The sequence below is a fragment of the Pedobacter sp. GR22-10 genome, assembly GCF_026239715.1.
Taxonomy (GTDB): Bacteria; Bacteroidota; Bacteroidia; order Sphingobacteriales; family Sphingobacteriaceae; genus Pedobacter.
The window spans coordinates 215,466-229,776 of record NZ_JAPIVR010000004.1 but is presented as its reverse complement, the minus strand read 5'-3'; the positions used below and the strand labels follow the sequence as shown (position 1 = coordinate 229,776).

At 41.3% G+C, this 14,311-nt stretch carries 11 protein-coding genes; 9 read left to right on the top strand and 2 right to left on the bottom strand.

Translation table 11 applies throughout. The features are described from left to right. Positions 1 to 2 precede the first annotated feature (2 nt). From OQX64_RS17585 to OQX64_RS17570, 4 genes are all read left to right on the top strand, one after another. Positions 3 to 1,937, top strand: a complete 1,935-nt coding sequence (locus OQX64_RS17585) for a RagB/SusD family nutrient uptake outer membrane protein (RefSeq protein WP_088299258.1) — start codon at positions 3 to 5, stop codon at positions 1,935 to 1,937. A gap of 144 nt (positions 1,938 to 2,081) precedes the next feature. Further along, positions 2,082 to 3,443 (top strand): glycoside hydrolase family 43 protein, encoded by a 1,362-nt coding sequence (locus tag OQX64_RS17580; protein WP_265819759.1) that lies wholly within the window; start codon positions 2,082 to 2,084, stop codon positions 3,441 to 3,443. Positions 3,444 to 3,522: 79 nt separating this feature from the next. Continuing rightward, positions 3,523 to 5,559 carry an NPCBM/NEW2 domain-containing protein gene (locus tag OQX64_RS17575; protein WP_265819758.1) on the top strand — a complete coding sequence of 679 codons (2,037 nt, stop codon included), beginning with the start codon at positions 3,523 to 3,525 and terminating at the stop codon, positions 5,557 to 5,559. 220 nt (positions 5,560 to 5,779) lie between these two features. After that, a complete protein-coding gene (locus OQX64_RS17570; RefSeq protein ID WP_265819757.1) occupies positions 5,780 to 6,880 on the top strand; it encodes an ATP-binding protein in 1,101 nt (366 codons plus the stop codon). A 39-nt stretch (positions 6,881 to 6,919) separates the two neighbouring features. On the opposite strand, the gene OQX64_RS17565 is transcribed toward OQX64_RS17570, so the two are convergent. Both OQX64_RS17565 and OQX64_RS17560 read right to left on the bottom strand, forming a co-directional pair. Further along, the gene (locus OQX64_RS17565) at positions 6,920 to 7,372 is read right to left on the bottom strand and encodes a GNAT family N-acetyltransferase (RefSeq protein WP_265819756.1); all 453 of its coding nucleotides are present in this window, start codon (positions 7,370 to 7,372) and stop codon (positions 6,920 to 6,922) included. Between the two features lie 62 nt (positions 7,373 to 7,434). Next, on the bottom strand, positions 7,435 to 7,728 hold the full coding sequence (locus tag OQX64_RS17560) for a hypothetical protein (RefSeq protein ID WP_265819755.1): 294 nt from the start codon (positions 7,726 to 7,728) through the stop codon (positions 7,435 to 7,437). A 399-nt stretch (positions 7,729 to 8,127) separates the two neighbouring features. Here OQX64_RS17560 and OQX64_RS17555 point away from each other — a divergent pair, with 399 nt between their 5' ends. The 5 genes from OQX64_RS17555 (at position 8,128) to OQX64_RS17535 (ending at position 14,310) form a co-directional block, all read left to right on the top strand. Next, complete coding sequence (locus OQX64_RS17555; protein ID WP_265819754.1) at positions 8,128 to 8,658, top strand: NAD(P)H-dependent oxidoreductase; 531 nt, start codon at positions 8,128 to 8,130, stop codon at positions 8,656 to 8,658. Positions 8,659 to 8,805: 147 nt separating this feature from the next. Next, positions 8,806 to 9,405 carry an FMN-dependent NADH-azoreductase gene (locus OQX64_RS17550; RefSeq protein ID WP_088299263.1) on the top strand — a complete coding sequence of 200 codons (600 nt, stop codon included), beginning with the start codon at positions 8,806 to 8,808 and terminating at the stop codon, positions 9,403 to 9,405. A 248-nt stretch (positions 9,406 to 9,653) separates the two neighbouring features. Beyond that, complete coding sequence (locus tag OQX64_RS17545) at positions 9,654 to 11,009, top strand: BNR repeat-containing protein (RefSeq protein WP_265819753.1); 1,356 nt, start codon at positions 9,654 to 9,656, stop codon at positions 11,007 to 11,009. Between the two features lie 11 nt (positions 11,010 to 11,020). Next, complete coding sequence (locus tag OQX64_RS17540; RefSeq protein ID WP_265819752.1) at positions 11,021 to 13,183, top strand: family 43 glycosylhydrolase; 2,163 nt, start codon at positions 11,021 to 11,023, stop codon at positions 13,181 to 13,183. Between the two features lie 20 nt (positions 13,184 to 13,203). Then, entirely contained in the window at positions 13,204 to 14,310 is a 1,107-nt protein-coding gene (locus OQX64_RS17535; protein ID WP_265819751.1) for a glycoside hydrolase family 88 protein, read from the top strand. The last annotated feature ends 1 nt before the right edge of the window (position 14,311 follow it).

The window sequence follows — 14,311 nt, the reverse complement described above, 5'->3', positions numbered from 1 at the left end:
ATATGAAACGTATACACTTCAATATAACTTTAGGGGTTTGGCTGGGAATGGTCATGTTCTCCGGCTGTAAAAAAATTCTTGATGAAGAACCACGCAGTATTTTTACCCCTGATTATTTTAAAACGGTAACAGGTGTAAATGGCGGACTTACCGCAATGTATGCTCACCTGCGTAACATTTACGGGCAGGCCTATTACTATAATTCATTGATTACAGGTACAGATGAAGCAACCTGGGGTAAAGATGCCGATGGTAACTTTAAAGATATGGATTGTTCAGGCGTAGGCTCTATTCTTTCTACGAGTTATCCAAGCAGCGTATTGTGGACCGAAGCTTTTCCAAATATCAATACGGCCAGTGGTGTGATAGAGAATGCCAGTGCGGCGGGTATTTCCAGTGCATTGGTAGCAGAAGCCAGGTTTTTCCGTGCTTTTGATTATTTCATGCTGGTACAAACCTTTGGAGGTGTACCACTTGATTTAGGCGGAGGTGAACTTAAATTTAATATCAATCCGGTGAGAACTTCTACCCGCAACACCGTACCTGTGGTCTATACCAAAGCGGTATTTCCTGACCTGTTGCAGGCCGTTGCCGATTTACCTGCAACTTCAAGGGTTATCGGAGGCGTAACCAAAACTACAGCAAGACTCTTTTTATCTAAAGCATACCTGACTTATGGATGGTGGTTACAAAATCCCAATAACATTCCAACATACCCGGCAGCCAACAGAACTGATCCTGACGGACATGATGCCGCCTGGTATTTTCAGCAGGCTTATGATATTGCTACAGCAGGTATAGAAAACCCTGGTGCTAACGGATTGGTTGATACTTACTATGATGTTAATCTGGGTCCAAATGACCGCAATAAAGAAATGTTGCTTTATGCCGATCACACAGAAAGCAGTGAGCGGTATAATGGTGGTAGTTTAACTTTTGGAAGTGGTGGTGCACCGGATAATTTCTCTGGGTGGATGATGACCTGGAATTACACCAACCTGAGAAGTGGAGGCATCAGTTCAGTTCAACGTGAAGCAGAACAACATCTTGGTCGCCCGTGGAACCGTATGGCCCCAACCATAGAAGTGTTTAAAAATACCTTTGCAGATAAAACCCTTGATTCCCGTTACGACGGAACCTTTACTACCGTATATCGTGGTAACTGGCCAAAAGGTTATAATCCGCCAGAATCTGCACCTGCTTCATTGGTGAATGCCAACGGCATATCAATTGTTCCGGGCAATGCGGTATTAAGCTTTTTAGATACGGACAACAGTGCAATTACTTACCCAACCGGTGCCGGAGCCAGCAACGTTGGAGCCGGAACTTTGCCTGGAAGAGCAGATTACGTGATTGCACCAAATGGCATCAGCAGAATCGTTTATCCGGGGCTTTGGAAACTCGGCCCTTACCGTACAGATAATGGAACCGGACTGGGGCAGCCAAATGCCGGTAGTACACGCCCGTATCCAATCGCCAAATTCTCTGAACTGTATTTTGTAGCTGCAGAAGCTGCAGTAAAAGGGGCTAATGTAAAAGCGGGCAAAAGTGCACGCGAATTGATTAATGTGATTCGTGCACGCGCTGGAAAATGGCGTTGGGATAATAATGGAAATGTAGCTAAAGTGCAAGATAACAGTGCTGCAATGGTTGCTGCCACGCCAGCTACTATTGATATCAATTACATTCTCGCAGAACGCTCCCGTGAATATTATGGAGAGGGCTATAGAAGATTTGATTTGATCAGAACTCAAAAGTGGGCTGAATTATCTACCACTTATAGCATTGCCGGGATCAATTATGGTGATCATACACCAGTAACGGTAACCAGAACCATTACACCAGCTTTATATTTGCGTCCGATTCCTCAGGATCAGATTGACAAAATGCAAATGTCAGATGCTGATAAAAAGGCCTATCAGAATCCAGGATATTAACTTTTAAAAAATCAGGCAGGTTGTTCTACGGAATAATCTGCCTTTTTTTATATCTGTTTTTATGGACAAGCAGTTCAATTCATTCTGCCATAAAAATACCATTCCCTACAGCGCAACTGAAATAAAATAATTTTGAAAAACCCAATGAAACAATTTATTCTGAGCCTGATGCTATGCGTGGTTTTTTATTTTCCGCTCAGGGTTACCGCTCAAAATCCCATTGTACAAACCCATTATACGGCCGATCCCGCACCTTTGATGTATAACGGAAAACTTTATTTATACACCAGCCATGATGAAGATAATTCCACCTGGTTTGTGATGAATAACTGGAAATTATACACCACAGAAGATATGGTCAACTGGACCGATCATGGCGCAGTGGCATCATATGAAACATTTGACTGGGCCATTGGTGATGCCTGGGCCATTCAGGTGGTAGAGAGAAAAGGTAAATTTTATTTATACGCGCCGGTAAAATCACGCAATAAAAAACGTTCGGCTATTGGTGTGGCAGTTGCCGATAATCCATATGGCCCATTTTATGATCCGCTGGGGAAACCTTTGGTCACCGTAAGTGACGGAGATATTGATCCTACAGTATTTATCGATGCGGATGGAAAAGCCTATCTCTATTGGGGAAATCCAGACTGCTATTATGCCGAGCTTAATGATGATATGATCTCGCTCAAAGGCGAGGCTATTCGTGTACCCATGACGGTGGCATCTTTTGGCAAACGTGAAGCCAACGAGCGCCGCCCAACCTTATATGAAGAAGGACCGTGGTTATATAAGCGAAATCCGCTATACTACCTCTTTTGGGCAGGTGGCCCCATACCGGAACATTTGGGTTACTCTACCAGCACAAGTCCGAAAGGCCCCTGGAAATACAGCGGTACGCTAATGCCGCCTGAAGGCAGAAGTTTTACTAATCACCCGGGCGTGGTCGATTATAAAGGAAAAACTTACCTTTTTTACCATTCCGGAGCACTGCCAGGCGGAAATGGTTTTAACCGCTCTGTCGCTGTACAGGAAATGAACTTTAAAAAAGATGGCAGCATATCACCCATGAAAATGACGGATGGCATTGTTAAGCCCCTGCAAAATTTAAATCCCTATCAAAAAGTGGAGGCTGAAACCATTGCCTGGTCTGAAAACATAAAAGCTTCTGAAAATAAAAATGTGGGTGTGTTTGTTACCGCGAAAAAAAATCTGGCCTATACGAAAGTTAAATCTGTCGACTTTGAGGCTGCGGGTGCTTCAAAATTTACAGCCAGAGTTGGCACTACGCATAATGCTGATGTAACGATGGAAGTTCACGCTGATGGTTTAAACGGCCCCTTACTCAGCACCATCAAAGTCCCTTTGACAGGGGGCAATAATCGCTGGGCTGTTGTTTCAACGGCAGTAAGCAAAATCACAGGCATCCATGATCTTTACTTTGTTTTTAAAGGCAAGGCAGAAACAGATATCGCCTTTTTTGATTACTGGATGTTTACGAAATAATTTAAAAAACACTCCGCTTCGCTCAATACTGCTGAACTTTCTATCATGAATACCTTATTATAAAAAATCTACCCACATCATGAACATCGTAAAATTATTTGTCATCACCATTTTAACATTCATTTCTGCGGGAAGTTGCTGGGCACAAACTTCCGCTCATGAAGAGATCATATGGCTTGATATGCTGGATTTAACAGCAGCCACCCAGGGAAATGGTACACCTCAAAAAAACAAGTCGGTTGATGGAAAAACCATGACCATTGCAGGCAAAACTTTTGATCGTGGATTTGGAACACATGCCGAAAGTTCATTGTTGATTTTACTGAACGGAAAAGCAAATTCATTTTCAGCACAGGTGGGTATTGATGATGAAATAACCGGGCATGAGCCTGCAGCCGAGTTTATACTGGTGGCAGATGGTCAAAAAATCTGGTCAAGCGGAATAATGCACCTGGGTGATAAAGCAAAGCCTTGTGAAGCTTCACTTAAAGGGGTACAAAAACTGGAATTAGTTGTGACAGATGGTGGCAATGGCAATTATTATGACCATGCAAATTGGGCAAATGCAGCTTTCAAAGCAACGGGTGTCAGCACCTTTGCTACCCTTAATCCAATTCCAGGTATACCATATATCCTTACACCTAAAACATCTTTGTTACCAAAAATCAACAGTGCCGGCGTTTTCGGCGTAAGACCCGGTTCGCCATTTCAGTTTATTGTGGCGGCAACCGGAGAAAGGCCAATGAAGTTCTCAGCAGCCGGATTGCCTTCCGGACTAAAATTAGATGTAAATACAGGCATCATTACAGGTTATCTGAAGGAAAAAGGCACATTTTCAGTAAGCCTGGGTGCCATGAATGCAAAAGGTAAAGCAAAAAAAGCATTACGCATTGTTTGTGGCGATCAGATTGCGCTTACGCCACCTATGGGCTGGAACAGCTGGAATTGTTTTGCTGATCAGGTATCTGCTGATAAAGTGAAGCGTGCTGCAAATGCAATGATCAAAAGCGGATTAGTAAATCATGGCTGGACTTACATCAATATTGATGATTTCTGGCAAAATAATAAAGATGCTAAAGACCCTTCCATTAGGGGCGAACTTCGTGATCAGGCCGGAAACATCATAACCAACTCACGTTTTAAGGACATGAAAGGGCTGGCAGACGACGTTCATGCCATGGGCCTGAAAATTGGATTGTATTCCAGTCCTGGTCCCTGGACTTGTGGCAGTTGCACCGGAAGTTATGGGTATGAAAAACAAGATGCAGACACCTATGGAAAATGGGGTTTCGATTACCTGAAATATGATTGGTGCAGTTACGGTCATGTAATTAATGGCATGCCAAATAATGATCCGTATAAAATTGGTGCCTTATCTTATAAAGGTGGAAACGACCTGGCTACCGCGATGAAACCGTTTCAATTAATGGGCGATGCACTTAAAGCACAGCCACGGGATATTGTTTTCAGTCTGTGTCAGTATGGAATGTCTGATGTTTGGAAATGGGGCAATGCTGTTGGAGGTACATCCTGGCGTACCACCAATGATATTACCGATACCTGGACAAGTGTCAAAAATATTGCTTTGCAACAAGATCAGGCAGCTGCATGGGCCAAGCCTGGCAACTGGAATGATCCGGATATGCTGGTAGTGGGCACGGTGGGATGGGGTAATCCGCATCCCAGCAAACTCAGGCCAGATGAACAATACCTTCACTTTAGTTTATGGTGCCTCTTCTCTGCGCCATTACTGATTGGCTGCGATATGGAGAAACTGGATGATTTTACGATGAATCTGCTCACCAATGATGAAGTAATCGCCATCAATCAGGATCCGCTTGGCAAACAGGCTACCTGCGTACAAACCATTGGCGATGTCCGCATTTATGTAAAGGCCTTGGAAGATGGAAGCCATGCAGTAGGATTTACCAATTTTGGACAGGATAAGGCAGAATTAACATATAGCGATTTTAAAAAGCTGGGCCTTAAAGGCAATTTAAACGTTCGTGATCTCTGGCGACAAAAGGATCTGGCATCCGTAAACAGCGAAAATGGTAAACTTCCCCTGAGCATACCTGCACACGGTGTATTGCTGTATTCATTTGCAACAAAATAATAGCTTGGATTGTGCTGCACCTATGGTTGGGGAGTGGGTTTGATCGCTTGCCAGGCATTTTGATTTTTTTACAAAATGCCTGATCATGGATGCATTTAAATGCCATTTTTGAGGCTTATGAAAAAATGCGCTTAATGATTAGATTGTTACATAATGGTGCTAACCCGATAATTTTAACTACCTTACTCCGCGCAGGTACATTTACGCGCAACAACGGTGAATGCAAAACAAAAATTCTAAGATTAGTGAACTAATAGATCTGAATGACGAGCTGGAGAATTATTTTCGAAACACCATCATTCCCCAGCTTTTTGTTGATGCCAATTTAATACTGCGCAAATTTACACCACCGGCAATGAAGCAGTTTAAGCTTCATCATAGCGACATTGGAAAATCCATTCTTGATGTTAAAGACAATTTTCGCTTTCCCAGCATTATTGATAATATTGAGCAGGTAATCAGCACTGGTGAGCTTTTAGAGAAGGAAGTTCAAACGGTGGATATGCGGTGGTTCCAGATGAACATTTTGCCGTACATTGTGATGAAGGAAAATAAAACCAATGGGGTGATCATTACCTTTATTGACATTACTTCCAGGATCCGTGATCTCAAAGAGCAGGAAAAATTAATTATGGAGCATGAGTTATTATTGGATACCATCTCTCACGACATCAAAACCCCATTAACCAGCCTGGGTTTAACCATTGAAATGCTGAAGAAAGTACCCGAAAAAGGAATGGAAAAATTCCCGGTACTGCTCGAGAAAATTGAAACCGGGCTGTTAAAAATAAAAGGAATTATTATCGATTTAACAGATGCCAGACAATCTGAACATCATTTTAAAACTGTTGCAGAGCTATTGGATATTGAACAAATTCTGGAAGATGTCCGCTTAACGCTAGCGGCGCAGATACTGGAATCTAATGCCGTCATCAGTTGGGCGTTTAAACACTCGGAAGTTGTTTTTGTGCGCCGCAAGCTCAGAAGTGTACTTTACAACCTGATTAACAATTCAATCAAATACCGGAGTGCCAGCCGTGTGCCGGAAATTATGATTAAAACCTATATGGAAAATGATGATTTTGTGCTCAGCGTTTCGGATAACGGGAGGGGGATAGCACAAGAAAACCTGGAAAAAATATTCAATAAATACGAGCGCCTTTCAACAGATGTGGAAGGGACAGGTGTTGGCCTTCACCTCGTGAAAGAAATTGTTAATTTATCAGGCGGAAAAATCAGCATTGAAAGTGAACCGGATAAAGGAACCATATTCAGGGTCTACCTGAAAAACCAAAATGTAGATAAGAGTACAACAGCCTGAAAACTATAAAATTGAATATCAGACTGAAGTAAATGCCGTTCAATCTTCTGCACAATGCTGCCTCAGTTGCTTTGGCCCCTGCGGCCATATAAATGCAGTGGTTTGCTTTTTCCAACCCATACTTTTATAAAAAGAATCTGCTCCGGGTGCCGCGCTTAAGTTTACGAAATGATAATTATCCAATTGATTGTTTAAGGTGGTCACAATATACTTGCCCAAGCCCTGTCCCTGGTAATCAGGATCAACAACTACATCAGCCAGCATGGCGTAATAACGGCCATCCCCGACTACTCTTCCAAATGCAATAATAACTTCTTCATGGTATACAAAAAGGGTATGCGTACTCAATTTAAAGGCACTTTCTATTTCTGCAGCCAGGCGATGTTTCCAATTAATTTTTTGAAATAAATGCAATACATGTGTCCAGTCTATACGGGTTAAATCCGGATTAATTTGAGTAGGATATCTTTGGTTAACAATAGGGGTAATCATTGAATTTTTTTAATTAAGCATGTAAAGTTGAACATTTTTTATGAGCCAGGCAGGCCCATTATTTATAAATATGGTTTAACTAAGGTCATAGCCTCTTCAATGGCCTCAGCATGTGGCAGATATAAATTTCTTGCATGTGGGTTAAGTGCATCGGCATCCCATAAGCCGGAGTGATGCCAGTAATGCAGGTGATCCCAATTTGGCCTGTCAATGATGGGATAGAGGCAAATACCCTTTAACGGGATGCCCGGTTTTAAAGTTTTTACACACTCTTTTGCGATGAGTTCTATCCAGTTTGGGCGATGTTCACCCGGATGGCTGGTTTCTGTTAATACAATTGGTCGCCACCTAACCATGATATGAAACCTACTTCATTAATTGGGGTAACAATAAGCTGCTGGCCGGGGCAGTAATTTTTATAAAATGTGGCAAATGCCGAGCAGAGATCCACAAATCGAATCAGGAAATGAGGGTGTAGGGGGCTCAAATCTACCGGGTATCCAAAATGGCAGATATCCCGGATTTGTTGGATACCGGTATCCCTTGCGGCATCAATCATCAGTGCTACAGTATAACATTGGCAGGATAGGCTTCAGGACATTCTGCTGCCAATGCTTTTTTTGGCGAAGTTGACAGATGTTTTTCGATTTTAGACATTACTTACATTTTTTATAGTACATCACAATGGGTTGCTATTGAATCTAATTCAGGTTACTTAACATATGTTTGCAACATAAAATTTAAAAATTAAAATTATGAAAACACTCATTATTGTGATTCATCCTGATCTTCCGGGTGCTGTAGTGAATAAAAGATGGGTAGAAGAACTGAAGAAATTTCCTGATCGATATGTGATCCATCAATTGCATGAGTGCTATCCCGACGAGAAGATAGATGTTCATTATGAACAGCAACTGGTAGAACAGTATGATCAAATTGTTTTTCAGTTTCCGTACTATTGGTTCAATTGCCCATGGTTATTTAAAAAGTGGTTAGATGAAGTGCTTACCCATGGCTGGGCTTATGGAAGTAAGAGTGGGTATAAACTGGCAGGAAAAACCATAGCCCTGGCCATATCGGTGGGGGTTGATGAGGCTGACTATCTGCCATCAGGGACTTACAATTATACCTTAGCCGAGTTACTCCGTCCATTTGAACTTTCTTTTGGATATGTTAAAGCAGATTACCAGCCACCGTTTACATATTATGGAATAGAATATCATTCTACTGCTGAATGGATAGAAAAAAGCGTACAACCCTATATGGATTTTTTAAATGCTTTGTAATTTTATGGGCTGGACTGAAAAGTATTTTCTATTGCATTGTGCTGGCATTAGCGCGTGATAAATTTTTAGGAAAAAGTAATTTCTTATCACACATCAAGATGGGTTTGGCTAAACATAGCGATTTTAGCTACCTAAACTTAGAATAAAATGTCAAAGATTCTTCATGTAATTTCAAGCCCAAGAGGCGAAGCATCCAATAGTATTAAATTGGCAAATGCCATTATAGATCAGTTAAGAGCACAAGATCCTGCAGCTGCTGTTGTGGTAAAGGATTTAGCCAAAACACCTTTTCCACACCTGGAAGAAGCGCATTTAAATGCCTTCTTTACACCGGTAGAACACCATACCGAAGAAAACAAAGCGGCCATCAGCCACTCGAACCAGGCGATTCAGGAAATTATGGATGCAGATGTGTTGGTCATCGGTGCGCCAATGTACAACTTTGGTATTCCTTCAGTATTAAAGGCCTGGTTTGATCATATCGGCCGTGCCGGGATTACGTTTAAATATGGTGCAAATGGTCCTGAAGGTTTGGTTACCGGTAAAAAAGCATATATCGCTATGGCTACAGGTGGCGTTTATAGTTCAGGACCTGCCGCAGGTTACGATTTCGTAGCGCCTTATATTAAAGCCTATTTAGGTTTTATCGGTATTACTGATGTAACCATAGTGAGGGCTGAAGGTTTTGCTGTGGCTGACTTGCAGGAAACTGCATTGGACAAAGCAATTGATAGTATCGTTCTGTAAAATAAATTGAATGCATATTAAAGGCCGTCTCTAAAAAAGAGATGGCCTTTTTTGTATAGTGTCGCATTCTGAAATTAGTTTTTAAGCCCACACTTTAAGTGTTTATTAAGAAATACTGCAAAACTTCCGTAACTATTATAACATCAATGCTACAGTTTAAAAGCCTTTGTGTTAAATTGTCCCCCCTAAAGTGTGATTTAACCCCCTGTTTAAATCCATAAAAAATCGGTACTTTGAATTTTAACCAAATGATGAAAATCAAGCATCCTAATTTCCAGTTGCACTTACTGATTAAAGATATACTGATTAGTGGCCTATGCTGTATGCTGAGTTTATATAGTGTGGCGCAGCAAAGTACTGTCAGTACCGTTGCCGCTAACGGATGGTCTAACAATTCGGTAAATACGGTAATCTTTAGAAAAAACGCCTTAGTCAGTTTTCGGCATATTCAATATGCGGCCTATTATGATGCTGATCAGTTTTTAGTGCTTGCCAAAAGAGAACTGAATTCGCCAACCTGGGAAACTTTAAGAACTGCTTATAAAGGTGATGCAGCCGATGCACATAAATCCATCAGCATTATGGTAGATGGAGATGGGATTTTACATGTGGTATGGAGCCAGCACAATAACACGTTAAATTATGCATATGCGCTAAGTGCAGGCAGCCTGGTTTTAAGTGAGAAAAAACCAATGCTCGCCGAACGGGAGGGTAAGGTGAGTTATCCCGAATTTTACAAACTGGCTAACGGCGATTTGTTATTCCTCTACCGGGATGGAGGATCTGGTAACGGCAATCTGGTGATTAATCGATATGCGGTAAAAACAAAAAAATGGAGCAGAATCCAGAATAACTTAATTGATGGCGAAGGACGTAGAAATGCCTATTGGCAGGTTGCAATCGATCAAAAAGGCGTGATTCATCTTTCCTGGGTATGGCGTGAAAGTCCTGATGTGGCCAGTAACCACGATCTCTGCTATGCAAAATCTGCTGATGGAGGTTTAACCTGGCAAAAATCTGATGGTGCGCCTTATCAATTGCCTATCAGTGCGGGTAATGCAGAGTATGCCTTAAAAATCCCACAAAAAAGTGAGCTCATTAACCAGACTTCTATGTTTGCAGATGCCAAAGGCAAAGTGTTTATAGCAAGTTATTGGCGTGAGGAGGGGGAAAGCATTCCGCAATATCATCTGGTTTATAAAACGGATAACGATTGGAGAGTGCATCACTTAAATTTTAGAAAAACCGCATTCAGTTTAAGTGGTGGTGGAACCAAGCAGATTCCCATCGCCAGGCCCCAGATTATCGTTTGGAAAAATGGCAGGCATTACGCTGCCGGCCTGATCTTTAGAGACAAGGAAAGAGGAAGTAAAGCTTCAATCGCTTTGAATAATAACCTGCAGACAACGAACTGGACAATAAAGGATTTAACTGCCCAAAGCGTTGGCGATTGGGAACCCAGTTATGATACCGAATTGTGGAAAAATAGAAAAGTGTTAAGTTTGTTTTTGCAGGATGTAAAACAGATAGACGGCGAAGGAGAAGCCAGTCAGCAACCTACTGCCGTTCAGGTATTGAATTGGAAACCTAAAAAAAATGATTAAGCACAATTAATATGAATAAAAATAAGACAAAGGCCAGTATAATACTCGTGCTTTTAGCCGTATTTACTTTAAATTTTGGCGTACACGCACAAGGAAAAAAGCAAGCTCGTAACAGTGCTTACCTGTTTGCCTATTTTACAGGGAATGATAAAGCGGAAGAATCTATTCGCTTTGCCATTAGCGAAGATGGCTATCATTACAAAGCCTTAAATCATAACAGGCCGGTTATTTCATCAGAAAAAATCAGTTCAACAGGCGGTGTTCGCGATCCGCATATTTTACGTGGTGCCGATGGCAAGCATTTTTACATGGTGGCAACTGATATGGTATCGGCAAAAGGTTGGGACAGTAACCGGGCAATGGTGTTATTGAAATCAAATGACTTAATTACCTGGAAATCCAGTATTGTTAATATTCAAAAAAAATATCCGAATCAGGAGAATTTAAAACGGGTGTGGGCACCGCAAACCATTTATGATCCGGCTGTTAAAAAATACATGGTATACTGGTCTATGAAACATGGCAATGACCCTGATAAAATCTATTATGCTTATGCCAATGCAGATTTTAGCGACCTGGAGGGAACGCCTAAACAATTATTTTTCAGTCCGACAAATGGATCCTGTATTGATGGAGATATCATTTACGATAAGGGAAAATACAACCTGTTTTTTAAAACGGAGGGCAATGGAAACGGCATCAAAAAAGCAGTTTCCAGTTCCTTAACAAAGGGATATGTATTGGAAGACCGTTACTTACAACAAACCACTGATGCGGTTGAGGGTGCCGGGGTTTTTAAGCTGAATGGTTCTGAAGATTATATTTTAATGTATGATGTTTACATGAAAGGACGCTATCAGTTTACCAAATCTAAGGACCTGAACACTTTCAAAATCATTGATGAAGAAGTAACAATGGATTTTCATCCCCGCCATGGAACGGTGATGTCAATCAGTAAAGAAGAAGAAAACCGCTTGTTAAGCAAATGGTATAGTGCTTCATCCGTATTGCAGGGGGCAGGCAATCCATCCATCAAGCAAAATAACATTGTGCTGGATACTGTGGCCAGAACCGTTTATTTGCCTGTTAATGATGGTACAGATTTGAAAGCATTTGATCCCGGTTTTTCTAAATTTTCAGGTGTGAGCATTAAGCCTGAAGGGAAGGTTGATTTCTCTAAAGGACCTGTACGTTATACACTTAAAATTGGCAACCAGGCAATGCAAACTTATGCCATATCCGCCGCCATCAACCGTAACCCGGTATTAAATGGTTTTTATGCCGATCCTGAAATCCTGTATTCAAACAAAACTTCAAAATTTTATTTATACCCTACCAGTGATGGCTTTACCGGCTGGAGTGGCACCTATTTTAAAACCTTTTCTTCAACAGATCTGGTGAACTGGAAAGATGAAGGGGTGATTGTAGATTTAAATAAAGATGTTTCATGGGCAAAGAAAAATGCCTGGGCACCAACTGCCATGGAGAAAAAAGTGAAAGGCAAGTACCAGTACTTTTATTATTTCACAGCTGCACAAAAAATCGGAGTGGCCGTGTCTGATCATCCTGCCGGACCTTTTAAGGACAGTGGTAAACCATTAATTGCCAAGCGGCCTGCAGGTATAAAGGGTGGACAAGAAATTGATCCTGATGTATTCACCGATCCGAAAACCGGAAAAAGCTATTTGTATTGGGGTAATGGATATATGGCTGTAGCAACCCTTAATGATGACATGGTATCCATTGATACGACATCTGTGAAGATCATCACACCGGATAATAGTTTCCGTGAAGGCACAGAGGTTTTCTATAGAAATGGAAAATACTATTTTCTTTGGTCGGAAGAAGACACCAGAAGTCCTGATTATGCCGTGCGATATGGATTTTCTGATTCCCCAACCGGAAAAATTACGGTTCCGGCTAATAATTTAATTTTATCGAAAAGGCCAGATCAGGGTATTTATGGTACTGGCCACAATAGTGTGATTCAAATTCCGGGTAAAGATGAATGGTATATCGTTTATCACCGTTTTAATAGACCAAAAGGGATAACCATGGGTGATGCCGCAGGCTACAACCGGGAGGTATGCATTGATCAAATGGAATTTGATGAAAATGGCAATATCAAGAAAGTTATTCCCACATTGGAAGGTATAAACCCAATTAGTAAATGAGAACAATAAAATTATTTTCAATGGCATTTCTTTTAATCCTGTTTTATGGGTTAACAGAAGTTCATGCGCAAACAAAAGATACCGTACTTGCTCAGCTTAATTTAGCCAATCAATACTGGCAGACTACAAATAAACCACAAGTTCGTGCCTTTTGGGATCATGCCGCCTACCATACGGGCAATATGGAACTTTATCAGCTCACCAAAAATGAGGCTTACCGCAAATATGCTGAGGATTGGGCGGAACACAACCAATGGATGGGAGCAAAGTCTGCCAATAAATTTGAATGGAAATATAATTATGGTGAAACAGATGACCATGTGCTTTTTGGCGATTGGCAAATCTGCTTTCAAACCTATATCGATCTTTATCATATACAACCTGCAGAATATAAAGTGGCGCGTGCAAAAGATGTGATGCAATACCAAATGAGCACGCCCAATCATGATTATTGGTGGTGGGCAGATGGTTTGTATATGGTGATGCCTGTAATGACCAAACTTTATAAGTTAACAGGCGATGAAAAATATTCAGATAAGCTTTATGAATACTTTATGTATGCCAATAGCATTATGTATGATCAGGAAGCGAAGCTTTACTACCGCGATGCCAAATATGTTTATCCCAAGCATAAAAGTACCAATGGCAAAAAAGATTTCTGGGCCAGGGGCGATGGATGGGTTTTCGCTGGCTTGGCTAAAGTGTTAAAAGATCTTCCTAAAAATGATCCGCATCGGAAAGAATACCTTACCAAATACCAGAACATGGCCAAAGCTATTGCAAAATCTCAGCAAAAAGAAGGCTATTGGACAAGGAGTATTCTGGATCCTGAACATGCGCCCGGTGCAGAAACCAGTGGAACTGCTTTTTTTACCTATGGTTTGCTTTGGGGCATTAACAATGGCTATTTAAAAGAGAAGACATATCTTCCGGCAGCAAAAAAGGCATGGAAATACTTGTCAGAAACGGCCTTGCAAAAGAATGGAAAAGTAGGGTATGTACAGCCTATTGGTGAAAAGGCCATCCCCGGACAAGTAGTAGATGCAAATTCTACAGCTAATTTTGGCGTAGGTGCCTTTTTATTAGCCGGCTGCGAAATGTATCGTTATTTATCAAATCAACAGTAAA